Source organism: Streptomyces sp. YGL11-2, assembly GCF_050054615.1.
Taxonomy (GTDB): Bacteria; Actinomycetota; Actinomycetes; order Streptomycetales; family Streptomycetaceae; genus Streptomyces.
This window is the reverse complement of the sequence record NZ_JBNHIN010000041.1, coordinates 14,872-35,387: the sequence shown is the minus strand read 5'-3', so window position 1 is coordinate 35,387 and position 20,516 is coordinate 14,872. Positions and strand designations below refer to the sequence as shown.

The 20,516-nt window shown below is 72.2% G+C and carries 26 protein-coding genes; 10 read left to right on the top strand and 16 right to left on the bottom strand.

Annotated features, from left to right (window positions below):
• The first annotated feature begins 139 nt into the window (after positions 1-139).
• The gene (locus tag ACO1BR_RS32835) at positions 140-568 is read left to right on the top strand and encodes an ATP-binding protein (RefSeq protein WP_426798748.1); all 429 of its coding nucleotides are present in this window, start codon (positions 140-142) and stop codon (positions 566-568) included.
• Here ACO1BR_RS32835 and ACO1BR_RS32830 read toward each other — a convergent pair.
• The 4 genes from ACO1BR_RS32830 to ACO1BR_RS32815 all read right to left on the bottom strand — a co-directional run bounded on the left by ACO1BR_RS32830 (position 459) and on the right by ACO1BR_RS32815 (position 3,136).
• On the bottom strand, positions 459-1,277 hold the full coding sequence (locus tag ACO1BR_RS32830) for a LysR family transcriptional regulator substrate-binding protein (RefSeq protein WP_426798747.1): 819 nt from the start codon (positions 1,275-1,277) through the stop codon (positions 459-461). The two genes, ACO1BR_RS32835 and ACO1BR_RS32830, sit on opposite strands and share 110 nt — an antisense overlap.
• 73 nt (positions 1,278-1,350) lie before the next feature.
• Positions 1,351-1,815 (bottom strand): C40 family peptidase, encoded by a 465-nt coding sequence (locus ACO1BR_RS32825; RefSeq protein ID WP_426798746.1) that lies wholly within the window; start codon positions 1,813-1,815, stop codon positions 1,351-1,353.
• Positions 1,816-2,185: 370 nt separating this feature from the next.
• Positions 2,186-2,494 carry a hypothetical protein gene (locus ACO1BR_RS32820; RefSeq protein ID WP_426798745.1) on the bottom strand — a complete coding sequence of 103 codons (309 nt, stop codon included), beginning with the start codon at positions 2,492-2,494 and terminating at the stop codon, positions 2,186-2,188.
• A 6-nt stretch (positions 2,495-2,500) separates the two neighbouring features.
• Complete coding sequence (locus ACO1BR_RS32815; RefSeq protein ID WP_426798744.1) at positions 2,501-3,136, bottom strand: ATP-dependent Clp protease proteolytic subunit; 636 nt, start codon at positions 3,134-3,136, stop codon at positions 2,501-2,503.
• A 59-nt stretch (positions 3,137-3,195) separates the two neighbouring features.
• Between ACO1BR_RS32815 and ACO1BR_RS32810 the strand changes: the two genes are divergently transcribed.
• Positions 3,196-3,510, top strand: coding sequence for a type II toxin-antitoxin system Phd/YefM family antitoxin (locus ACO1BR_RS32810; protein WP_426798743.1), 315 nt, complete (start codon positions 3,196-3,198; stop codon positions 3,508-3,510).
• A gap of 57 nt (positions 3,511-3,567) precedes the next feature.
• Here the strand turns inward: ACO1BR_RS32810 and ACO1BR_RS32805 are convergent, their stop codons facing one another.
• Positions 3,568-4,515 (bottom strand): M28 family metallopeptidase, encoded by a 948-nt coding sequence (locus tag ACO1BR_RS32805; RefSeq protein ID WP_426798742.1) that lies wholly within the window; start codon positions 4,513-4,515, stop codon positions 3,568-3,570.
• A gap of 530 nt (positions 4,516-5,045) precedes the next feature.
• On the opposite strand from ACO1BR_RS32805, the gene ACO1BR_RS32800 reads away from it, so the two are divergent.
• From ACO1BR_RS32800 to ACO1BR_RS32775, 6 genes are all read left to right on the top strand, one after another.
• Positions 5,046-5,348, top strand: a complete 303-nt coding sequence (locus ACO1BR_RS32800) for an urease subunit gamma (protein ID WP_426798741.1) — start codon at positions 5,046-5,048, stop codon at positions 5,346-5,348.
• A gap of 17 nt (positions 5,349-5,365) precedes the next feature.
• A complete protein-coding gene (locus ACO1BR_RS32795) occupies positions 5,366-5,677 on the top strand; it encodes an urease subunit beta (RefSeq protein ID WP_426798740.1) in 312 nt (103 codons plus the stop codon).
• Positions 5,670-7,391 carry an urease subunit alpha gene (locus tag ACO1BR_RS32790; protein WP_426798739.1) on the top strand — a complete coding sequence of 574 codons (1,722 nt, stop codon included), beginning with the start codon at positions 5,670-5,672 and terminating at the stop codon, positions 7,389-7,391. The genes ACO1BR_RS32795 and ACO1BR_RS32790 overlap by 8 nt, the downstream gene beginning before the upstream one ends.
• Positions 7,392-7,510: 119 nt before the next feature.
• Positions 7,511-8,185, top strand: coding sequence for an urease accessory protein UreF (locus ACO1BR_RS32785; RefSeq protein ID WP_426798738.1), 675 nt, complete (start codon positions 7,511-7,513; stop codon positions 8,183-8,185).
• Between the two features lie 64 nt (positions 8,186-8,249).
• Positions 8,250-8,945 (top strand): urease accessory protein UreG, encoded by a 696-nt coding sequence (gene ureG, locus ACO1BR_RS32780; protein ID WP_426798737.1) that lies wholly within the window; start codon positions 8,250-8,252, stop codon positions 8,943-8,945.
• A complete protein-coding gene (locus ACO1BR_RS32775; RefSeq protein WP_426798736.1) occupies positions 8,942-9,757 on the top strand; it encodes an urease accessory protein UreD in 816 nt (271 codons plus the stop codon). The genes ureG and ACO1BR_RS32775 overlap by 4 nt, the downstream gene beginning before the upstream one ends.
• A 4-nt stretch (positions 9,758-9,761) precedes the next feature.
• On the opposite strand, the gene ACO1BR_RS32770 is transcribed toward ACO1BR_RS32775, so the two are convergent.
• The 7 genes from ACO1BR_RS32770 to ACO1BR_RS32740 all read right to left on the bottom strand — a co-directional run bounded on the left by ACO1BR_RS32770 (position 9,762) and on the right by ACO1BR_RS32740 (position 14,789).
• Positions 9,762-10,136, bottom strand: a complete 375-nt coding sequence (locus tag ACO1BR_RS32770) for a hypothetical protein (protein ID WP_426798735.1) — start codon at positions 10,134-10,136, stop codon at positions 9,762-9,764.
• A gap of 56 nt (positions 10,137-10,192) precedes the next feature.
• On the bottom strand, positions 10,193-10,588 hold the full coding sequence (locus tag ACO1BR_RS32765) for a roadblock/LC7 domain-containing protein (RefSeq protein WP_426798734.1): 396 nt from the start codon (positions 10,586-10,588) through the stop codon (positions 10,193-10,195).
• Positions 10,589-10,658: 70 nt separating this feature from the next.
• A complete protein-coding gene (locus tag ACO1BR_RS32760) occupies positions 10,659-11,570 on the bottom strand; it encodes a hypothetical protein (protein ID WP_426798733.1) in 912 nt (303 codons plus the stop codon).
• Positions 11,571-11,579: 9 nt separating this feature from the next.
• Positions 11,580-11,963, bottom strand: a complete 384-nt coding sequence (locus tag ACO1BR_RS32755; protein WP_426798732.1) for a hypothetical protein — start codon at positions 11,961-11,963, stop codon at positions 11,580-11,582.
• Between the two features lie 189 nt (positions 11,964-12,152).
• Complete coding sequence (locus ACO1BR_RS32750; protein WP_426798731.1) at positions 12,153-13,142, bottom strand: ABC transporter substrate-binding protein; 990 nt, start codon at positions 13,140-13,142, stop codon at positions 12,153-12,155.
• 40 nt (positions 13,143-13,182) lie between these two features.
• The gene (locus ACO1BR_RS32745; RefSeq protein WP_426798730.1) at positions 13,183-14,013 is read right to left on the bottom strand and encodes an ABC transporter permease; all 831 of its coding nucleotides are present in this window, start codon (positions 14,011-14,013) and stop codon (positions 13,183-13,185) included.
• Positions 14,010-14,789 (bottom strand): ABC transporter ATP-binding protein, encoded by a 780-nt coding sequence (locus ACO1BR_RS32740; protein WP_426798729.1) that lies wholly within the window; start codon positions 14,787-14,789, stop codon positions 14,010-14,012. The genes ACO1BR_RS32745 and ACO1BR_RS32740 overlap by 4 nt, the downstream gene beginning before the upstream one ends.
• Before the next feature lie 185 nt (positions 14,790-14,974).
• On the opposite strand from ACO1BR_RS32740, the gene ACO1BR_RS32735 reads away from it, so the two are divergent.
• Positions 14,975-16,582 (top strand): alpha/beta hydrolase, encoded by a 1,608-nt coding sequence (locus ACO1BR_RS32735; protein WP_426798728.1) that lies wholly within the window; start codon positions 14,975-14,977, stop codon positions 16,580-16,582.
• Positions 16,583-16,834: 252 nt separating this feature from the next.
• On the opposite strand, the gene ACO1BR_RS32730 is transcribed toward ACO1BR_RS32735, so the two are convergent.
• Complete coding sequence (locus ACO1BR_RS32730; RefSeq protein WP_426798727.1) at positions 16,835-17,665, bottom strand: TIGR02452 family protein; 831 nt, start codon at positions 17,663-17,665, stop codon at positions 16,835-16,837.
• A gap of 101 nt (positions 17,666-17,766) precedes the next feature.
• Complete coding sequence (locus tag ACO1BR_RS32725) at positions 17,767-18,480, bottom strand: lysophospholipid acyltransferase family protein (protein ID WP_426798726.1); 714 nt, start codon at positions 18,478-18,480, stop codon at positions 17,767-17,769.
• 307 nt (positions 18,481-18,787) lie between these two features.
• On the opposite strand from ACO1BR_RS32725, the gene ACO1BR_RS32720 reads away from it, so the two are divergent.
• Complete coding sequence (locus tag ACO1BR_RS32720; RefSeq protein ID WP_426798725.1) at positions 18,788-19,198, top strand: SSI family serine proteinase inhibitor; 411 nt, start codon at positions 18,788-18,790, stop codon at positions 19,196-19,198.
• Positions 19,199-19,223: 25 nt separating this feature from the next.
• On the opposite strand, the gene ACO1BR_RS32715 is transcribed toward ACO1BR_RS32720, so the two are convergent.
• Together ACO1BR_RS32715 and ACO1BR_RS32710 are read right to left on the bottom strand one after the other, a co-directional pair.
• Positions 19,224-19,382 carry a hypothetical protein gene (locus ACO1BR_RS32715; RefSeq protein ID WP_426798724.1) on the bottom strand — a complete coding sequence of 53 codons (159 nt, stop codon included), beginning with the start codon at positions 19,380-19,382 and terminating at the stop codon, positions 19,224-19,226.
• Positions 19,383-19,508: 126 nt separating this feature from the next.
• The gene (locus ACO1BR_RS32710; RefSeq protein WP_426798723.1) at positions 19,509-20,468 is read right to left on the bottom strand and encodes a cytochrome c oxidase assembly protein; all 960 of its coding nucleotides are present in this window, start codon (positions 20,466-20,468) and stop codon (positions 19,509-19,511) included.
• Positions 20,469-20,516: the final 48 nt, after the last annotated feature.

Here is a 20,516-nt window from a genome sequence, read left to right as displayed (position 1 = left end):
GGGCGATCGCCCACCGCACCGGGAGCATGGGTGGCAGTCTGGCGCACAGCACACATCCGAGGCCGTCGGCGTCCTGATCGGCATCTCGGCTTGCCGGCGGGCCGGAGCCGAGCCTCGGTGGGAAAGGGACGGCGTCGCCATGGCAGACCACCAGGAATCCAGCCTCACCCTGCCAAGCGACCCGACCTCGGTCGCCACCGCCCGCAGACACGTTCTGGACGTACTCACCCAGTGGGGCCTCCCCGGCGGCTCCGACACCGCCGACTCCGTCCGGCTGATCGTCTCCGAACTCGCCACCAACGCCGTTCAGCACACCTTCGGCCAGTCCCCGACCTTCACCGTCGAGCTGCGGCTGGACCGCGACGAACGGCTGCGCATCGGCGTCACCGACAGCTACCCCCGATGGCCGCGCCGGCTGCCCGCCGCCGTCCAGCAGGACAACGGCCGGGGCCTGGTCATCATCCGCTGCCTGGCCGCGGAACACGGCGGCCGGCTCTCCGTGGAGCCGACCGCCACCGGCGGCAAGACCGTCTGGATCGCGATGCCGTGGCGGGCGCCGGTGCCCTGAGCCCGCCGCGGCCGGCGGCGGTCGTCAGGGTTTCGGGCCGTTGCGGGCCGGGTGGCGGGCGAAGGCGCCGCGCAGCAGCGCGTGCAGGGTGTCCGCGGCCGGGGCGGTAGGCCACCGAGATCCGGCGGCGCAGCTCCGGCGGTTCCAAGTGCCGGATGCCCAGCGGGGTCACCGAGCCGGTCGCCATCATCTCCGGTACCACCGCCACCCCCAGGCCCGCGCTCACCAGCGCGCACACCACCGCATAGCCCGGTGACTCGCAGCGCACCGCGACACTCGCCCCGGCCGCGGCCAACGCCGCCTCCCCCGCCCGACGGTTGGGGTCGGCGGGGGCCATGCTGACCAGCGGCTGCCCGGCCAACTCGGTGAGCGGCAGCCGCCCGGAACCCGCCGACAGGGCGTGGCCGGGCGCGGTGACCAGCACCAACTCCTCGGACAGCAGCGCCTCCAGCCGTACCCCGTCCGGCGTCGGCAGCGCCTCGCCCGGCACATACTCATGCGTCAGCGCCAGATCGACCTCCCCGACCGCCAGCGCTTCCGTGCCCTCGGGCGGTACGTACTCGGTCACGCTCAGCTCCACGTCCGGGTGGGCGCGGCGGAAGGCACTGAGCGCGGGTGGCAGCAGACGCGTACCGGCGGTCATGAACGTGCCGACCCGCAGCCGGCCGCCGGAGAGCCCGGCCAGCAGGGACAGCTCGTGCCGTGCCACCCGCCCTGCGGGTACCGCTCACTGACTGAGCACCAGTCGCCGCCACCGGCCGGGCACCAGACGTCACGGCAGGTCAGCGCACCCGCCCGTACCAGACCGCGCGGCTCCAGATCCGCTCCAGGCGGACCACGCTGCCGGACTTGGGCGCGTGCCAGATCCGGTCGCCGCCGGCGTAGATGCCGACGTGGTAAATCCCCCTGCGGGAGTGGAAGAAGACCAGATCGCCGTCCCTGCGCGCGGCGCGCGAGACGTGCTCCGTGTGGTGGTACTGGTCCGCCGCGGTGCGGGGGAGCGACCGCCCGGCCCGCCGGTACGAATACAGCGTCAGCCCCGAGCAGTCGAAGCTGTCCGGCCCCTGCGCACCGTACTCGTAGGGAGCGCCTTTCTTGGAGGCGGCGATCCGCAGCGCCGTGGCGGGCACGGACGCCGCCTCGGTCGCTCCCGGGGCCGTCGCCGTGCCGCCCACCGCGACCAGTGCCAGGGCGGACACGGCGCCGGCACGCATCAGAAGATGCGGCACCTGCACGCGCATGGTCATGCGCAACCCTTCGTCAGCCGGTGATCCGGACAACGGCGGGGTTCAACTGCCCGTCCGGACCGCCCCGTCGCTGTGGCGGGGTCTTGTCGTCGAGGGGATCGTCACGCAACCACTCCCCGATTTCCTCGCTGAAATTGCCTTATGTGGCATTGGTCACATTTGGTCTCAATGGGGGATTTTTCCCTCTCCGGCGCGATGACCGGCGCGTCGCTGAGGCCGGGACCAGCGGCGAAACGCAAGGGACAGCGGAAATCAAGGTGTTCCGCGCAATTTCTCGCTCCTTTACCGCAGGCGCGGACGCTACGCCGTATGTGCGATACGGAGTCGTTCGTGTCCCCTGTGTGTCCGCCCCGCGCATCGCGCCGGTGCCTCAGACCTCCTGCTGCGGCGGCACCGCGACGCGCCGGGCCCGGCGCTCTCCGTCCAGTACCCGCAGTGCCCGGCCCAGCGTCTCGCCGTGCAGTTCGCTCTCGCCCCGGTCGTGCATCAGCGTCAGCGCGTCCCGCAGCTCCGCGGCCTTGCCGACCAGCGCCTGGGCGGCGCGCAGGCTGCCGTAGGTGGAGCCGCCGCGAGCCGGGTTGATCCGGCCGAGCAGGTCGAGGGCCCCCAGATAGCAGTCGATCAGCTCGCCCTCGGCCCGGGTCAGTGCGGGCAGCGGCGGCAGCTCCGGTGGCAGCACGGCGGCTCACCGCGCCACGGGCCGGGCGGCGGACCGCTTGCGGTCGCGGGTGAGCCCGTCGATCAGGCCGTACTCCCGGGCGGCCGGGGCGTCGAAGATCGTGTCGCGCTCGATGTCCGCGGCGATCCGCTCGCGGGGCTGCCCGGTGTGCTCGGCCAGCATCTCCTCCAGCTTGTCGCGGGTGCGCAGCAGTTCCTCCGCCTTGATCTGGAGATCGGTGGTCTGCCCCTGGACCGGCTCGGCGAACGACGGCTGGTGGATCAGGACCCGGGCCCGGGGGAGGGCCAGCCGCTTCCCCGGGGTGCCGGCGGCCAGGAGCACCGCGGCCGAGGAGGCGGCCTGCCCCAGGCAGACGGTCTCCACGTCGCAGGAGACGAAGCGCATCGTGTCGTAGATGGCGCACATCGCGGTGAACGAGCCGCCGGGGGAGTTGATGTAGAGCGAGATGTCCTGGTCGGGCGCGGCGTGTTCGAGGTGGATGAACTGCGCCATGACGTCGTTGGCGCAGGTGTCGTCGATGGGGGTGCCCAGGAAGACGATCCGTTCGCTGAGCAGCTTGGAGTACGGGTCCATGGTCCGGGTCCCGTCGGTGGTGCGTTCGGTGAACTCCGGCAGGACATGGCGCGCCGCGGCTCGCAGCATGACTGCTCCTTTCCCTCCGTAAAAAATGTACAGGACGTACATCCCGTTAGAATGGGAGCATGGCCTACGAAATTCCGGTGACGCAAGCCCGAGCCGAGCTGGCGGATCTGATCAACCGCGTCGTCTACGGCGGTGAGCGGGTGGTCGTCACGCGGCATGGGAAGCCGCTGGTGGCCCTCGTTTCCGCCGCTGACCTGGAGCGACTCGAAGAGCTGGGGGCGCGTGCGGCGGATCCGGAGCAGGAGCAGGTGATCAGCACGGTCTCCGCCGTCCGGCAGCTGCCGTCCGCTGCGGGCGAACGGCAGCGGTTCGGTATCGCGGCGGAACACCGCGACCCGGCTGCCGGGGATCGGCGGCCGGGTCGCGGGAGGTGACCGTGCGCTGCGCGGTGGCGGTCCGTCAGCGCGGGACCGCAGGGTGCTGCGGGGGCGTCAGGAGCTGAGCTGCCACAGGGCGTTGGCGATGGCGTTGCTGTGGTTGTGCAGCGCGGTGTCGTCGATGTTCTTGGACGTGTCGCAGGACTGGTGGTAGCAGGCGTCGAACGCCTTGCCCGCGGTGCCGCCCCACTCCTTCGCCTGTGCGTCGGTCTTGATGTAGTCGGCGCCGGAGAACAGCCCGCCGACGGGGACGCCGGCGTTCTTGAAGGGCGCGTGGTCGGAGCGGCCGTCGCCCTCGGTCTCCCGCTCGGTGGGGATCTTCTTGTCGGCGAACCAGTCCTTGAAGACCTTCGTCAGCCGGGCGTCGTATTCGTAGACGAAGTAGCCCGGGTTCGGCGAGCCGATCATGTCGAAGTTCAGATACGAGTCGAGCTTCGCCTTGTCGGCGCCGAGGCTGTCGACGTAGTGCTGGGAGCCGACCATGCCGTCCTCCTCGTCGCCCCACCAGGCGAACCGCAGGTGCTTGGCGGGCTTGAGGTGCTCCCTGGAGACCGCGAGCGCGATCTCCAGGAGGCCGGCCGAGCCGGAGCCGTCGTCGTTGATGCCGGGGCCCGCGTCGACCGAGTCCAGATGGGAGCCGGCCATGACGGTCTTGTCCTCGGCGCCGCCCGGCCAGTCGGCGATGACGTTGTAGCCCTTGGCGCCGCCGTGCTCGAACTCCTGGAGCCTGGTGGTGAATCCGGCGGCGTCCAGCTTGCCCTTGATGTAGTCGACCGACGCCTGGTAACCGGGCTGCCCGTGGGCGCGGTTGCCGCCGTTGGCGTCGGCTATGGACTGGAGCTTGTCGAGGTGCGCCTTGACGGCGGCCACCGGGATGTCCGGGGCGGAGAGCGGCCGGGAGGAGGTGGCCTGGGCCGCGGCGGCGGTGCCCACCAGGGCGGCGACGGCGGTGCAGGCGCCGGCGGCCAGCACGATACGGCGGGTACGGATCGAGCGAGTCACGATGTTGCTCCGATGCTGGTGTGGGGGAGGTGTTGCCCAGCTGATTTGACGCGCTCATGAGGATTACGACCGCGTTTGAAATCGGTCAAGAGCGGTTACCGGACAGTCGCGTTCGTGAATCGGAATGGCGTCTGTTTTAGGCGGATAGTTCCGCTTGCTGCCGCCTGTCGCGGGGGCCTCGGGCTTTCCGGAACGGTTTCCGAGGTGTGGAATTCGCCACCGGATTTCCGCACAAACCCGTCGGGGTCGGGGCGGGAAAGGCTGCGGCGAATCCGGTCGCCCCCCGGTGGCGGTCGGTGATTTCCGGCGTGTTACGCCAAGTGCGCCAAGGGTTCCGTGCCCGCCGTCCGCCGTAACGGCGATGAAATGTCGGCGAACTAGGTTGGGACGATGGGGTGGTTGATATCCAAGTGCTGGTGGCCGGTTTGCTCCCCCTTTAATCACTGCGTGATACATGTAACTGAGCGGGTGTGTCAACGCCCGTGACCTGGGTAAATGCGCCCGGGCGGGAACACTGTGAGGTGGAACGTATGCAACTGACCCCGCATGAGCAGGAACGGTTGATGATTCATGTGGCGGCAGACGTGGCCGAAAAGCGGCGGGCACGGGGATTGAAGCTCAACCATCCGGAATCCCTCGCGCTGCTGACCGTGCACATCCTCGAAGGTGCCCGGGACGGCCGTTCCGTAGCCGAGCTCATGTCCTCCGGCCGGAAGGTGCTCACCCGGGGCGACGTCATGGAAGGCGTCCCCGAGATGATCCACGACGTGCAGGTTGAGGCGACCTTCCCCGACGGCACCAAGCTCGTCACCGTTCACGAACCCATCAACTGACCGCGGGAGTAACGAAGATGATCCCGGGACAGATCCTCTACGCCGACGAGCCGGTACGCCTGAACGAAGGGCTCCCCCTCACGCGCATGACCGTCCTCAACGCCGCCGACCGCCCCGTCCAGGTCGGCTCGCACTACCACTTCGCCGAGGCCAACCCCGGCCTCGACTTCGACCGCGCCGCCGCGCACGGCAAGCGGCTGAACGTCGCGGCCGGCTCCGCCGTGCGCTTCGAGCCCGGTATCCCCACCGAGGTCGAGCTGGTCCCCATCGGGGGCAAGCGGATCGTCGTGGGCCTGCGCGGTGAGACCGGAGGAGCACTCGATGGCTGAGCTGACCCGCCAGGCGTACGCCGACCTGTTCGGCCCCACCGCCGGCGACCGGATCCGGCTCGCCGACACCGACCTGGTCATCGAGATCACCGAGGACCGCTCGGGCGGCCCCGGCCGGGCCGGCGACGAGGCGGTGTTCGGCGGCGGCAAAGTGATCCGCGAATCGATGGGCCAGTCCCGCGCCACCCGCGCCGAAGGCACGCCCGACACCGTCATCACCGGCGTCGTGGTGCTCGACCACTGGGGCATCGTCAAGGCCGACGTCGGTATCCGGGACGGCAGGATCACCGCCCTGGGCAAGGCCGGCAACCCGGACACCATGGACGGCGTCCACCCCGACCTGGTCATCGGTCCGGAGACCGAGATCATCGCGGGCAACGGCAAGATCCTCACGGCCGGCGGTATCGACACCCACGTCCACTTCATCTGCCCCCAGCAGGTGGACGAGGCGCTGTCCGCGGGCATCACCACGCTCGTCGGCGGCGGCACGGGTCCCGCGGAGGGCAGCAAGGCCACCACCATCACCCCCGGTGCCTGGCACGTCGCCCGGCTCTTCGAGTCGATGGACGGCCTGCCGGTCAACGTCGGGCTCCTCGGCAAGGGCAACACCATGTCCCTGCCGTCGATGCGCGACCAGCTGAAGGCCGGCGTCCTCGGCTTCAAGATCCACGAGGACTGGGGCGCCACGCCCGCCGTCCTCGACGCCTGCCTGACGGTGTGCGAGGAGAGCGGCGCCCAGCTCGCGATCCACACCGACACCCTCAACGAGGCCGGGTTCCTCGGCGACACCCTCGCCGCCATCGCCGGCCGCTCCCTCCACGCGTTCCACGTCGAAGGGGCCGGCGGCGGCCACGCCCCCGACATGATCGCGATGGTTTCCGAGCCCAACGTGCTGCCCGCGTCCACCAACCCGACGCGACCGCACACCGTCAACACCGTCGAGGAACACCTCGACATGCTGATGGTCTGCCACCACCTCAACCCCGCCGTCCCCGAGGACCTGGCGTTCGCCGAATCCCGGATACGGCCCTCCACCATCGCCGCCGAGGACATCCTGCACGACCTCGGCGCCATCTCGATCATGTCCTCCGACGCCCAGGCCATGGGGCGGATCGGCGAGGTCGTGATGCGTACGTGGCAGACCGCCCACGTCATGAAGCGCCGCCGGGGCGCCCTGCCCGGCGACGGCCACGCGGACAACCACCGCGCCCGGCGCTACGTCGCGAAGTACACCATCAACGCGGCCCTCGCCCAGGGCATCGACCACGTCGTCGGCTCGGTCGAGAGCGGCAAGCTCGCCGACCTCGTCCTGTGGGACCCGGCGTTCTTCGGCGTCAAGCCGCAGCTCGTCATCAAGGGCGGCCAGATCGCGTACGCGCAGATGGGCGACGCCAACGCGTCCATCCCCACCCCGCAGCCGGTCCTGCCCCGCCCGATGTTCGGCGCCTTCGGCCGGGCCCCCGGCAGCAACTCGCTCAACTTCGTCTCCCAGCAGGCCATCGAGGACGACCTCCCCGAGCGCCTCCCGCTGGCGAAGTCCTTCGAGGCCATCCGTTCCACCCGTGGCGTCACGAAGGCCGACATGCGCAACAACGACGCCCTGCCGCGTGTCCAGGTCGACCCCGACACCTTCACGGTGACCATCGACGGCGAGGTGGTCGAACCCGCCCCCGCCGCCGAACTCCCCATGGCCCAGCGGTACTTCCTCTTCTGAGATGCCGTCCATGTCGTCACCGAACGATCCGGAGCACCATCGATGAGCGAGCGTAGCGAGCGAGCCATTCAAAGGTGCGCGCGGAGCGAATGCGAAGCCGAGCGAAGCGAGGTGTCGGCATGAGCCGCGCCGCGCTGCTCGTCCTGGCCGACGGCCGGTTCCCCGCCGGAGGGCACGCCCACTCGGGCGGCGCCGAACCGGCCGTCACCGCGGGACGTATCAAGGACGCCGCCACCCTGGAGACCTTCTGCCGGGGCCGGCTGCACACCGCGGGCCTGGTCGCCGCGGGACTCGCCGCGGCAGCCGCCGGCGGCTGCGACCCGCTCCTCCTGGACGACGCCGCCGACGCCCGTACGCCCGTACCGGCGCTGCGCCAGGTCGCCCGGCGGCTCGGCCGCCAGATGATGCGGGCCGCCCGCGCCACCTGGCCCGGACCCGAGCTCGACGCGCTGGCCGCGGCCCGCCCGCGCGGCGCCCACCAGCCGATCGTCCTCGGCCTGGCCGCCCGGTCCGCCGGCCTGACACCCCTGGACGCCGCGTACGCCGTGGCCTACGAGAACATCAGCGGCCCGGCCACGGCGGTGGTCCGGCTGCTGAGCCTGGACCCCTTCGACGCCACCGCCGTCCTCGCCCGCCTCGCCCCCGACCTCGAACGGGTCGCGGAACAGGGAGCCGAGGCCGCGGCCCGCGTCGCCACCGAAGGACCAGACGCTCTGCCCGCCGCCTCCGCACCGCTGCTCGACATCACCGCCGAGGCACACGCCGCCTGGCCGGTGCGCCTCTTCGCGTCCTGACCTCCGCCGCCCGCCCACCGCGCCGCGCACGCCGCGGCCGTACGAACCACCGGAGTGACCCACCATGCACCTCGACCACCAGGACGGCTTCCCCGAGCGGCACACCTACAGCGCCGCCGATCCGGTCCGCACGGACGGCACCCGGCGCGCCTTCCGGATCGGGCTGGGCGGCCCGGTCGGTACCGGCAAGACCGCCACCGTCGCCGCTCTGTGCCGCGCGCTGCGCGACGAGCTGTCCATCGCGGTCGTCACCAACGACATCTACACCCGCGAGGATGCCGAGTTCCTGCTCCGTGAGGCGGTGCTGCCTCCCGAGCGGATCGCCGCCGTGGAGACCGGCGCCTGCCCGCACACCGCCATCCGCGACGACATCTCCGCCAACCTGGAGGCGGTGGAGGACCTGGAGGACGGCGTCGGCCCGCTCGATCTCGTGCTGGTGGAGTCCGGCGGTGACAACCTGACCGCGACCTTCTCCAAGGGGCTGGTCGACGCCCAGATCTTCGTCATCGACGTGGCCGGCGGTGACGACATCCCGCGCAAGGGCGGTCCCGGCGTCACCACCGCCGACCTGCTGGTCATCAACAAGACCGACCTCGCCCCGTACGTCGGCGTCGACCTCGACGGCATGGCCCGCGACGCCAAGGCCCAGCGCGGCGAGCTCCCCGTCGCCTTCACCGCCCTCAAGCAGCCGAACGGTGTCCGGCCCGTGGCGGAGTGGGTCCGTGCGCGGCTGGCGGACTGGACCGCGGCACAGGCATGACCACCGCCCTTCCCACCCCCGCGGCGGCGCGGGTCACCGCCCTCCCGGCGGCCGGCCTGCGCGCCACCGCCCGCATCGTCGCGCGGGCGGACGCCCACGGCACGACCCGGCTGCCCGTCCTCGACGGCGGCGGCCCGTTCGCGCTGCGCCGTATCCAGCCGCACGCCGGCCAGGCCCGGGTCTGCGTGGTGGGCGCCATGAGCGCCCCGCTCGGCGGTGACCGGCTGGGCATCGAGGCCACCGCCGAGGCGGGCGCCTCGCTGCGCGTCACGGCCGCCGCGGCGACCGTCGCGCTGCCTGGCCGCACCGCCGAACAGGCCACCTACGACGTGCGGTTGACGGTCGGCGACGGCGCCGTCCTGGAGTGGCTGCCGGAGCCGCTGATCTCCGCCGAGGGCAGCGATCTGCGGATGACCACCACCGTCGAACTCGCCCCCACCGCCCGGCTCGTGCTCCGCGAGGAGCAGGTCCTGGGGCGCAGCGGCGAGCGGACCGGCGCCCTGCGCAGCCGCCTGACGGTCCGCCGGGCCGGCCGCACGCTGCTGGACCAGGAGACCGCCTACGGCCCCAGCGCCCCCGGCTGGGACACCTCGGCCGTCCTGGACGGCAACCGCGCCGTCGGGCAACTCCTCCTCGTCACACCGGAGTACGAGCAGCAGCCGGCCGAGGTGCGGCTGCTGGGCGGGGCGGTCGGCGACGGCGCGGGCCAGGGTGTCCTGGCACCGCTCGCCGGTCCCGCCGCCCTGGTCACCGCGGTCGCCCCGGACGGGCTGCGGCTGCGGCGGCTGCTGGACGAGGCCCTGGCCGGCTGAGGTCTCACACCTCCAGCTCGCCTTCCAGACGGGCGAGGCGGTGGCGCGCCAGCGCGAGGTTGGCACGCTTCCGGTCCAGCACCAGGTAGAGGAACAGGCCGCTGCCGTTCTTGCCCGTCACCGGCCGGATGATGTGGTACTGCGCGGTCAGCGTGATCAGCATGTCCTCGATGGCGCCCTGGAGTTCCAGCATTTCCATGGTGCGCAGCTTGGCGCGTACGACGTCGGTGTTCCCGGCCGCGGCGACATTGAGGTCGAACGTCTGGTTGTCGCCGAGCGTGGCCAGCGCCATTCCGCTGGTGTAGTCGACCAGGGCGACGCCTATGGCGCCTTCGATGGTCGACATCGCTTCGGCGAGGGCCTTTTCCATGTGAGCCATGAGGGGTCGAGCCTTTCGGTGTAGGTAGTGCCTTCTCGTGGTGCGCGGGCGGAATATCAGCGACCCGGCGGTGCGTCCAGCAGGGCCGCGATCCGTGCCGCGGTCCGCCGGGCCTGTAAATGGAGCCGCCCGATATTGGTGTCCGGTCCCGCCACGGCCGTGAGGACCGCGCGGTGCCCGGCGGAATAGGCCGCGACATAGCCGCCCGAGCCACGTGTGAGGGATTCCTCGAACGCGCCCTGCCCGGTGACGTCGGCCAGTCTTTTGGCGACCCCGATCGCCGCGGCGGTGAGCGCGGCGAGGCCGTCCGGTTCGATATCCGGCAGATCGTGCGCGATGACCATGCCGTCCGCACTGGCCACCATTCCACCGTGCAGGTGGCGCACTTGGTCGCGCAGTGCGAGCAGTTCCTCCCGGATTCCGGGTGCGATCGCCTCGGATTCGATCGTCATCGGTTTGCTGAATCTCCTTCTTCCGGCACGCTTGCCGAATACGTGCCTCATGGCAGGGGTTCGCAGGGGTTCACAGGTTCTCCTCCAACGCGGTGCGCAGTCGGACAAGGAGGGCGACGTCCGGATCGACGGTCTCCAGAACGCCCGGGTCCGGCAGGCGCCAGCGCGGTGCGGCGCCGGGGACCGCGGCGCGCCGGTCCGCCCCGGACGCCCCCGGCCGCCGCCGGGGCAGCGCCGCCGGCTTCGCGGGCAGCCGGATCAGCCCGGCCGCGGCCAGCCCCCGGACGTCGAGGAGCGTGAGATACGCGGACTGGCCCAGCGCATGGGCGAGTTCGTACGGGGTGTGCCGGCCGTCCGCGTGCTCCAGCAGCCGCCGCTGCCGACCGGTGACGGCCGGGCGCACCCCGCCGGCCGGCCCCTCCGGGCCACCCGGTCCGTCCGCTCCCGCCGAGCGGACCGGGACCACGGGGACGACCGGCGCCTCGTCGGCCGCCGCCCAGGGCCGCAGCCGGTCGAGCAGCGCCCGCCGGCGCGCCGTCGCCTCCTGGAGCGCCGCCACGCCGACCAGGCGTACGACACCCAGCCAGTGCCCCTCGCCCGGTGTGAAGGTGGTGCTCCCGGGCGCCAGCGGCAGGACGAAGAACGCCGCGTCGAGGAGCGCCCCGAGCTGGCAGATCTCCAACTCACCCTGGGTCAGCCACCCCTGCTCGACGAGGAACCGGCCACCGCGCCGCTGCGGACCCGCCTCCTCCGCGGCTCGCTGCCGGAACCGTGCGGAGAGTCGTCCGGCCGCGGTGAGCCGGGCCTCGGGCCCCGGAGCCGCCGGGCACTCGACGCAGTAGACCGCGCCCTCGCGGAGATAGACGCAGCCGTTCGGGGCGCGCAGGGCGCCGGTGGCGCGCTCGGCGGCGTACCGGCCGAGCAGACCGGACCCGCCTTCGTCGCCGGACGCGGCCGAACGGGTCGGCAGTGGAGGTGCCATGACGGGCCGTCAACCGGTGACCAGCTCCGCGGCCAGATCCCGCAGCCGTAACCGGGCGATGGCCAGATTCGCCTGGGCGCGATCCAGCCAGAGGTAGAGGAAGGTCTGGCTGTCGAAGGCGGTGGGCACGAAGCGGATCAGGTGGTAGCTGCGCGCGCCCGTGATGATCAGATCCTCCAGCGCGGGGCCTTCGCCGCCCGCGGTGTCGAAGGTGGCGTTACGGGCCACGGCCTGCACCACCTCGGCCGTGTCCGCGGCGGCGGCGTCGTGGTCGGCGTGCGGCGCCTGCCCGGCGGTACCGAGGGTCAGCCCGCTGGTCCAGTCGATCAGCCCGGCACCCAGGACTCCGGGTATCCCCATCGCTCGGGCCAACACCTGGTCGATACCGGGCACTTCAGGTCTCCTTCCGGCAGGCACACGGCAAAACGCGGAGGCTCTCCCACGTGGCGGTGAGTGGGAGAGCCTGCACGGAAGGTAACGTAACGCGGGAGCCGGGCATACGCATACGGGTCATGCGTACGGCAATTGACCGGTTCTCGCCCTTCCTCGGCCCGTTGTCTGCGGCCCGGTCCGCGGCGCCGGTCAGCCCACCAGATCCCGTGCCGTGAGCGCTCTGCCGTCGAGCAGCCCGGCGTCCTGGTACGCCGCCTGCTGTCTCATCAGCTGACGGACATCCGGGAGCAGTTGCGGGTCCCACTCGTACGACGGGGTGTGGCGCAGCACGCCCAGCCGCTGCCCGGTCGCCCGGGCCAGGATGCGCAGATTGGCCTCCGCCGTCCGCCCGGTCCCCTGGAGGTCCGCGGCCCCCTTGCGCAGCGCCCTCAGGAACTTCGCGGCGGCCGGTGTCGCCGCGAACCGGGTCCCGAAGAGCACCCCGGTCGCGACCGTGCCTCTGGGGGGCACGGCCAGCGGCGTGGACACCCCGGCCTCCTCCATGGCCGTGGTGAGCGGGGCGGGCGGCAGCGCCGCGGCCACGCTCCCGGTGGACAGGGCGGTGCGCATGTCGGTGAAGGCGACATCGACCACCGTGACGTCCTTGAGGGTCAGCCCCGACTCCCGGAGCGCGGCGGCGAGTTGGTAACCACCCGCCGCACCCACCCCGCCGGACACCGCGATCCGCCGTCCGCGCAGATCGGCGGCGGTCCTGACCTCCCCCGAGTCCAGCAGCCGCTGGGACACCTCCAGCGCGGACGGGGACGGCCCGGCCCCGGTGGCGGCGCCCATCGACGCGGCGACCCGTACCTTGAGGCCCTTGGCGACCCCGTTGAACAGCCCCGCGGAGAAACCGGCCACCACCGCGTCCACCTTCCCGGAGGCGGCCAGCGGCACCGCGTCCTGGCCGTTCTTGACCGTCTCCAACCGCACCCGGAGGCCCTGCTCCTTGAAGTAGCCCTTGGCCTCGGCGATGTAGAGCGGGGCGAAGAGGGTGGAGGGGACGTGCGCGACCCGCACCGTGGACCCGCCGGCCGCGTCCCCGTCCGCACCGCCGCTCCCGCAGCCGGCGGCGAGCAGGGCGAGGACGGCGAGCAGCACCGGCAGGGCCGACCGGACGGGCGAGAGGGTACGGGGCATGGGGGAGGGGGTCCTTTCGGCAGGCATCGGTCGGTCCCGGCTACTCGGGGCGCCAGGGCATCGCCCGGCGCCCGACCAGCGTCACCGCGGCGGAGAACAGCGTGCCCAACATCGCGACCGCGACCAGGCCGACATACATCCGGTCTGGCTGGAAAAGCGTCCAGGCGTTCCAGATCAGATGGCCCAGACCGCTCTCGGACGCCACGAACTCGACCGCCACGACGACCACCACACCTAGCCCCGATGCCGTCCGCAGCCCGGTCAGCACCCCGGGCAGCGCGCCCGGCAGCAGCACGAACCGCAGCAGCCGCAGCCCGGAAGCGCCGTACGAGCGCGCCGACTCCAGCAGCCGGGGATCGATCTGGCGGACGGCGGACGCGGTGTTGATCTGCAGGACGAAGAAGACGGTGATCGCGACGGAGAGGATCTTGGGGGTGTCGTTGAGGCCGAAGAGGAGCAGCAGCAGCGGCAGTACCGCGATCTTCGGCACGGAGTACAGCGCGGAGAAGAGCGGGCCGAGGGCGGCGCCCGCGGTCCGGGAGACGCCCATCACGAACCCGGCCAGCGCACCGGCCACCGCCCCGATCACGTACCCGGGCACCAGCCGCCCGAGTGTGGCGACGGTGTCGGCGCCCAGGTCCCCGGACGCGGCCAGCTCGACGCACCGGACCGCGATCCGCGACGGCGGCGGGAACAGCAGCGTGTCGACCAGGCCCGCCATTCCCGCGGCCTGCCAGCCCAGCAGCAGCACGGCCGGTACGGCGACGCCCAGCGCGGCGAACCGCCAGGTCGTCCGCCGGGCCCGTACGACCACGGCGCGCACGGCGTCGTCGGCGGGTGCGACGGCCCGCAGCCGCGGCGGGGCGGTCACCGGGCGCTCACCGACAGCTCGTCGCGCAGTACGTCCCAGATCCGGGCCCGCAGCCGGCCGAACTCCGGACCGTCCTGGATGCCGGGATCGCGGGGCCGGGCGAACGGCACCGCGAACTCGTCGGTCACCCGCCCCGGACGCGCCGACATCACCAGCACCCGGTCGCCCAGCAGGAGCGCCTCGTCGAGGGAGTGCGTCACCAGCACCACGGTCTTGCGCTCCTCCTGCCACAGCTCCAGCAGTTGCTCCTGCATCAGCCGCCGGGTCTGCGGATCGAGCGAGCCGAGCGGTTCGTCCATCAGCAGCACCGGGCTGCCGGTGGCGAACGCCCGGGCCAGCGCCAGCCGTTGCCGCATCCCGCCGGAGAGCTGGTCCGGATACCCGTCCGCGAAGTCGGCCAGGTCCATCCGCAGCAGCCAGGCATCCGCGGCCCGTTCGGCCTCCCGCCGCCGGACGCCCGCCATGCGCAGGCCGAAGGCGGCGTTGCTGCGTACCGTGAGCCAGGGGAGGACGGCGAAATCCTGGAAGACGAACGCCGCCGGGGGTACGGGCGGCCGCCCCGGCCGCCGTGTGACGGTGCCCGTCGACGGCTCCGTGAGCCCGCCGAGTATCCGCAGCAGGGTGGACTTCCCGCAGCCCGACGGGCCGACGACGCAGACGAACTCGCCTTCCCGGACGGTCAGCGAGACACCGTCCAGGGCCTGGACGGCACGGCCGTCGGCGAGGAAGAACTTGCCGATGTCCTGTGCGGACACCATGGGGGGCGGCACGGTCATGTCCGGACAGTTACCCGGCGCCACGCCCTGTGACCCACCCTCGCCGCAACCGTGCTAATCCTACGGTCTGGTAAAGAAATTCTGGCCGAATCTGGTCAAGGAGGGGCAGGAGACGAAAGGATCGACCTGTAACGCTGTGATCATCGCCGCGACTCGCGGCGCACCCTGCAGGGGGATCCCCACACATGAAACGAACAGCAGCGCTCGGAGCCGCCGGCACCCTGGTGTCGGGCGCGCTCATAGCCGGAGCGATCGCCGCGACGCCCGCCGCCGCGGGCGAGCCGCGGCCCGGCGGATCGGCCGAAGCGCGTGGCGTCCAGATCGCCGCCGCCCGGGCCGCCAAGCAAGGCGTCAAGTGGCAGGACTGTCCTGCCGCCTGGGGGTTCAAGGCCCCCGTCCAGTGCGGCTATGTCACCGTCCCGGTCGACTACGCCAAGCCCAACGGCCGCACCATCAAGCTCGCAGTCGACCGGGCCGTCAACACCGGCGGCCCGCAGAAGCGGCAGGGCTCGTTGGTCTACAACCCGGGCGGCCCCGGCGGTTCGGGGATGAGGTTCCCCAACCGCATCGCGACCAAGAGCCCCTTGTGGGTCAAGACCGCCCAGGCGTACGACTTCGTGGGCTTCGACCCCCGGGGCGTGGGCCACTCCGCACCGATCTCCTGCGAGGACCCGCAGAAGTTCGTCAAGGCCCCCAAGGCCGACCCGGTGCCGGGCAGCGAGGCCGACAAGCTCGCCCAGCGCAAGCTGGCGAAGGAGTACGCCCTCGGCTGCGCCGCGCACAGCCACGGTCTGCTGCCGTACATGACGACCGCGAACACCGCCCGCGACCTGGACGTGATCCGCGCCGCGCTCGGTGACAAGAAGCTCAACTACCTCGGCGTCTCCTACGGCACCTACCTGGGCGCCGTCTACGCCACGCTCTTCCCCGACCACGTCCGCCGGATGCTGGTCGACAGCGTCGTCGACCCCGCGCGCGAGAAGATCTGGTACCAGGCCAACCTCGACCAGGACATCGCCTTCGAGACCCGCTGGGGCGACTGGGAGAAGTGGGTCGCCAAGAACGACGCGACCTACCACCTCGGGAACACCCCCAAGGAGGTGCAGGCCGCCTGGGCGAAGCTGCGCGCCACCGCGAAGAAGAACCCCATCGGCGGCGTCGTCGGCCCCGCCGAGCTCACCGCCTTCTTCCAGAACGCGCCATACTACGACTCCTCGTGGGCCGAGGTCGCCCAGGCATGGAGCGCGTACGTCGCCGGCGACAGCAAGCCGCTGATCGACAAGGCCGGACCGCACCTCGCCGACAAGGCCGGCAACACCACGGCGGAGAACGGCAACGCCGTCTACACCGCGGTCGAGTGCACCGACACCAAGTGGCCCACCAGCTGGCAGAAGTGGGACCGCGACAACACCCGCGTCAACAAGCGGGCACCGTTCATGACCTGGTCCAACGCCTGGATGAACCTGCCCTGCGCCAGCTGGCCGGTCAAGCAGCAGACCCCGGTCAACGTGACGACCGGCAAGGGCCTGCCGCCCGTGCTGATCGTGCAGAGCACCCGTGACGCGGCGACGCCGTACGACGGCGCCGTGGAGCTGCACAAGCGGTTCGCGGGCTCCCGGATGATCACCGAGCGGGGCGCCGGTTCGCACGGTGTCACCGGTCTGGTCAACCCCTGCATCAACAAGCGGGTCGACGCGTACTTCCTGGAGGGCAAGACGGACCCCAAGGACGTCACCTGCGCTCCGCACGCCACGCCCGTCCCGGGCAAGCAGGCGGCCAAGTCCGCCGGCTGACACCCACCGGGGGCGGCCGGGGAATCCCCGGCCGCCCCCGGCCTGTCCGGTCGAGGGCGGACCGGCCACCGGTCCCGCCTCGCCGCAGCGCGCGCGAGGTCCCCCGCATCACACCGCAAACGCCGCGCGGAAGGCATCCCTGATGGGGGAGTCCGCCCGCTGGTCCAAGACGNCCCCCCCCCCGGCCTGTCCGGTCGAGGGCGGACCGGCCACCGGTCCCGCCTCGCCGCAGCGCGCGCGAGGTCCCCCGCATCACACCGCAAACGCCGCGCGGAAGGCATCCCTGATGGGGGAGTCCGCCCGCTGGTCCAAGACGGCGAAAACCACCCGCCCGAACCAGCCGGCGAACCGGCCACCGGGCAGCAGCGGCACCGCGAACGCCCGTGCCACATCGGCCGGTTCATTCCGGAACACCCCGCATCCCCAGGCCCCCAGCACCAGTTGGCGGTACCCGCCGGCGGCCGCCACCTCCAGCACCCGCTCCGCGCGGACCGCCAGCGCAGCCGGCACCCGGTCCGCCTCGTCCGGCCGCTGCCGGGCGATCACCCCCGCGTTCGGCGCCGCAGACGTCAGGAACCCGGCCTCGTAGGGCACTTCGAGCAGCCGCCCGCGGTCGTCGCGGAACACCGGCACACCGGGGGAGAGGATCACCCGGTCACTGTAGAAAGGACTGGTCGCGGCCCGGTGCGCCGCATAGAACTCCGGCGCCTCGCGCACACAGCCGTACAGCGCCGACCCCCGGCACAGCGCCTCCTCCTGGGCCTGGGCGCCCCGGAGATAGCCGCCGCCGGGATTGCGCGCCGAGGCGAAGTTCAGCACCGCGACCGGGCCCGGCTCCGCGCCCGCCGCGGCCAGCCGCCGGCCGGCCGTCAGACTCCCTTCGCCCGTCACCTCGAACACCGTCCGCAGCCCCGGAGCCGGGCCCGGCACGGTCACCGCCTCCGGTCCGTACAGCCGGGTCCCGGCGCGCGCCCGCCGCACCGCACCGGCGATCTCCACCAGCCGCCCGCTCGGCGCGCGATACGCACCCGCCGCGACGATCCGCTCCGTCTCCTGCGCCATCCCGCGCAGCCGGGCGCTCATCGTCGGCCCCCCGTTATCCGTTCGATCATGGAACTCACCGTACGGGCGGACGCCATGCCCCGCGAACGGATATCCCCATCCGCCGTGCCGCGCCCGGGGGTTCAGCTCCCGCCGGGGCCCCGCCGCCCGTGGCCGCGCGCCTGCGCCGCGGCCTTCGCCTCGCCCGCGTACATGTCCACGTACTCCTGACCGGAGAGCTTCAGGATCGCGTACATGATCTCGTCGGTGACCGCCCGCAGCGCGGTGCGCTCATCCGCCAGGCCCGCGTAGCGCGAGAACTCCAGCGGGGCGCCGAACCGGATGGTGATGCGCCTCGCACGCGGCAGCCGCCGCCCGGTCGGCTGCGCCTCGAACGTGCCGATCATCGCGCACGGGATCACCGGGACCCCGGTCCGGATGGCCATCGAGGCGACTCCGGTGCGCCCCTTGTAGAGCCGTCCGTCGTGCGAGCGGGTGCCCTCCGGGTAGATGCCCAGCAGCCGCCCCTTGCGCAGCACGGAGAGCCCCGAGGCGATCGCCGCCTGAGAGGCGTGGCCCCCGGACCGGTCCACCGGGATCTGCCCGACGCCCCGAAAGAACGCCGCGGTCAGCCGTCCCTTCAGGCCGGGCCCGGTGAAGTACTCGGCCTTCGCCAGGAACGTCACCCGGCGCGGCACGATCGCCGGCATCACGAAGTGGTCGGCGAACGACAGATGGTTGCCCGCGATGATCGCCGCGCCCTCCTCGGGCACATGCTCCAGCCCCTCGATCCGCGGCCGGAACACCAGCCGCAGTAACGGCCCCAGCAGGATGTACTTCAGCACCTGGTAGAACACGGCGGCCCCCTATCCCATCCCGCGGGTCACCTGTGCGACCGCGTCGTGCCAGGTCACCGGGGATTTCCAGGGCCGTCAGTGTAGGCGCGGAAGCCGTTCTCCGTAACCGCGCCTGCCCGGATCGGCGCCCTTCGGCCCCGCGCCGGGCCGTACGGGCGACCGCACGGCGTGGCCGCTTGCGCACCGAAGCACGGCGGGGTGCCCTGGGCCTGGGGCCGCCGGGCCCGCCGGCCCCGGCGCTCGCCACCGCAGCGAGGCGACCGTCCCACCGAAGCCCCGATCCCCCCGAACGCTCCAGGAGACCCCGATGCCCGTCAGCCGCCGACGCCGTACCTTCCGTGCCGCCGTGACGGTGGGCGTGGCCGCGGCGCTGTGCACCGCACTCGGCAGTGCGTCGGGCGCCGCCGTGGACCGGGCCGGCGAGGGCCTGTTCCTGACGGTGTCCGGCTCCGACGACACCTGGATCCACGGGGTCCGGCTCACCTGCCCGGACACCCGCGGCAGCCATCCGCACGGCGCCGCCGCGTGCGATGCGCTGACGTCGGCCCACGGCGATCTGGACGCCCTGCGCGGCGAACCGCACGTCTGCACAAGGGAGTACGACCCGGTCGTCGTCGCCGCGTCCGGCACCTGGCGCGGTGAACCGGTGGACTGGCACAAGGAGTACCCCAACGCCTGCACGATGGACGCCGCGACCGGCCCGGTCTTCCGCTTCTGACCCCGCTCCCGCTCCGGGACCGTGCTCAGACCCGCCGCGCGCCCACCACGCCGACCGTCACCAGCGCCAGCACCACCCACGCGAACCACAGCCGGCCGTCGCCGCCGAACACCACGGTGTAGGCGCTCGCCACCACCAGCCCGCACACCGTGCACACGGTCATCGCCCTGGCAGATCCGGGCATACCCGCAACCTCCTCACGGACCGCCCGGGCGACAACGCCTCGGGCCGCGACCCCGGGACCATCGTCCCCGGCCGCGGCCCGTGCCGCCAGACGACCTGCGGATCCGCGCTCCGCCGCGGTACCCGGTCACCGCCCCCGCGCGTTCAGCGAGGCGAGGTACGCGTTGTAGTCCGCCAGATCCCGGTCGCCGTTGCGCTCGGCGGCCCGGTCGGCGCGCTGCGACTGGCGCCTCTCGGACTTGTACCACTGGTAGACCAGCGCGATCAGCACCACCACGGACGGGATCTCACTGAACGCCCAGGCGATCCCGCCCGCCGCCTGCTGGTCGGCCAGCGCCTCGATCCCCAGCGAGGCCGGCGGGTGCAGGAACGTGTCGACCATCGGCTCGGACGCCATCATCAGCGCGATCCCGAAGAACGCGTGGAACGGCATGCCCGCGAACAGCTCCAGCATCCGCATCACGTAGCCCGGCCGGTGCGGGCCCGGGTCCACGCCCATGATCGGCCAGAAGAAGACCAGACCCACCGCGAGGAAGTGCACCATCATCCCGATGTGCCCGGCCCGGGACTCCATCAGGAGGTCGAACAGCGGGGAGAAGTACAGCGCGTACAGGCTCGCGATGAACAGCGGGATGGTGAACGCGGGGTGCGTGATGACCCGCATGTAGCGGCTGTGCAGCAGCGCCACCAGCAGCTCGCGCGGCCCCGTGCGACCCCGCCCCGCGGCCGGCAGCGCACGCAGCGCCAGCGTCATCGGCGCCCCCAGGAGCAGCAGGATCGGGGAGAGCATGCTGACGACCATGTGCTGGACCATGTGCACGCTGAACATCGCCATGCCGTAGTCGTTGAGCCTGGTGCACATCACCAGCGCGACGCTGACCACGCCCAGCGCCCAGGCGACGACCCGGCCCACCGGCCACGCGTCGCCGCGCCGCCGCAGCCGGATCACGGCCCAGCCGTACAGCGCCAGCCCCAGCAGGCAGCCGACGAGAAAGAACGGATCACCACCGAACTCCAGGGCCCGCCCCAGCGTGAACGGCGGCAGATCCATGTTCATGCCGTCCATGCCGTGCCCGCTGTGATCCATCCGCTCGCTCCTGATTCGTACCGGTACTCCGGCGACAAGCGTAGAGGC

Excerpts from the sequence above, each read along its gene's own strand:
- ACO1BR_RS32835 (WP_426798748.1), top strand. The coding sequence starts at position 140 with ATGGCAGACCACCAGGAATCCAGCCTCACCCTGCCAAGCGACCCGACC.
- ACO1BR_RS32825 (WP_426798746.1), bottom strand. The coding sequence starts at position 1,815 with ATGACCATGCGCGTGCAGGTGCCGCATCTTCTGATGCGTGCCGGCGCC.
- ACO1BR_RS32815 (WP_426798744.1), bottom strand. The coding sequence starts at position 3,136 with ATGCTGCGAGCCGCGGCGCGCCATGTCCTGCCGGAGTTCACCGAACGC.
- ACO1BR_RS32810 (WP_426798743.1), top strand. The coding sequence starts at position 3,196 with ATGGCCTACGAAATTCCGGTGACGCAAGCCCGAGCCGAGCTGGCGGAT.
- ACO1BR_RS32800 (WP_426798741.1), top strand. The coding sequence starts at position 5,046 with ATGCAACTGACCCCGCATGAGCAGGAACGGTTGATGATTCATGTGGCG.
- ACO1BR_RS32795 (WP_426798740.1), top strand. The coding sequence starts at position 5,366 with ATGATCCCGGGACAGATCCTCTACGCCGACGAGCCGGTACGCCTGAAC.
- ACO1BR_RS32790 (WP_426798739.1), top strand. The coding sequence starts at position 5,670 with ATGGCTGAGCTGACCCGCCAGGCGTACGCCGACCTGTTCGGCCCCACC.
- ACO1BR_RS32785 (WP_426798738.1), top strand. The coding sequence starts at position 7,511 with ATGAGCCGCGCCGCGCTGCTCGTCCTGGCCGACGGCCGGTTCCCCGCC.
- ureG (WP_426798737.1), top strand. The coding sequence starts at position 8,250 with ATGCACCTCGACCACCAGGACGGCTTCCCCGAGCGGCACACCTACAGC.
- ACO1BR_RS32775 (WP_426798736.1), top strand. The coding sequence starts at position 8,942 with ATGACCACCGCCCTTCCCACCCCCGCGGCGGCGCGGGTCACCGCCCTC.
- ACO1BR_RS32770 (WP_426798735.1), bottom strand. The coding sequence starts at position 10,136 with ATGGCTCACATGGAAAAGGCCCTCGCCGAAGCGATGTCGACCATCGAA.
- ACO1BR_RS32765 (WP_426798734.1), bottom strand. The coding sequence starts at position 10,588 with ATGACGATCGAATCCGAGGCGATCGCACCCGGAATCCGGGAGGAACTG.
- ACO1BR_RS32760 (WP_426798733.1), bottom strand. The coding sequence starts at position 11,570 with ATGGCACCTCCACTGCCGACCCGTTCGGCCGCGTCCGGCGACGAAGGC.
- ACO1BR_RS32750 (WP_426798731.1), bottom strand. The coding sequence starts at position 13,142 with ATGCCCCGTACCCTCTCGCCCGTCCGGTCGGCCCTGCCGGTGCTGCTC.
- ACO1BR_RS32740 (WP_426798729.1), bottom strand. The coding sequence starts at position 14,789 with ATGACCGTGCCGCCCCCCATGGTGTCCGCACAGGACATCGGCAAGTTC.
- ACO1BR_RS32735 (WP_426798728.1), top strand. The coding sequence starts at position 14,975 with ATGAAACGAACAGCAGCGCTCGGAGCCGCCGGCACCCTGGTGTCGGGC.
- ACO1BR_RS32730 (WP_426798727.1), bottom strand. The coding sequence starts at position 17,665 with ATGAGCGCCCGGCTGCGCGGGATGGCGCAGGAGACGGAGCGGATCGTC.
- ACO1BR_RS32720 (WP_426798725.1), top strand. The coding sequence starts at position 18,788 with ATGCCCGTCAGCCGCCGACGCCGTACCTTCCGTGCCGCCGTGACGGTG.
- ACO1BR_RS32715 (WP_426798724.1), bottom strand. The coding sequence starts at position 19,382 with ATGCCCGGATCTGCCAGGGCGATGACCGTGTGCACGGTGTGCGGGCTG.
- ACO1BR_RS32710 (WP_426798723.1), bottom strand. The coding sequence starts at position 20,468 with ATGGATCACAGCGGGCACGGCATGGACGGCATGAACATGGATCTGCCG.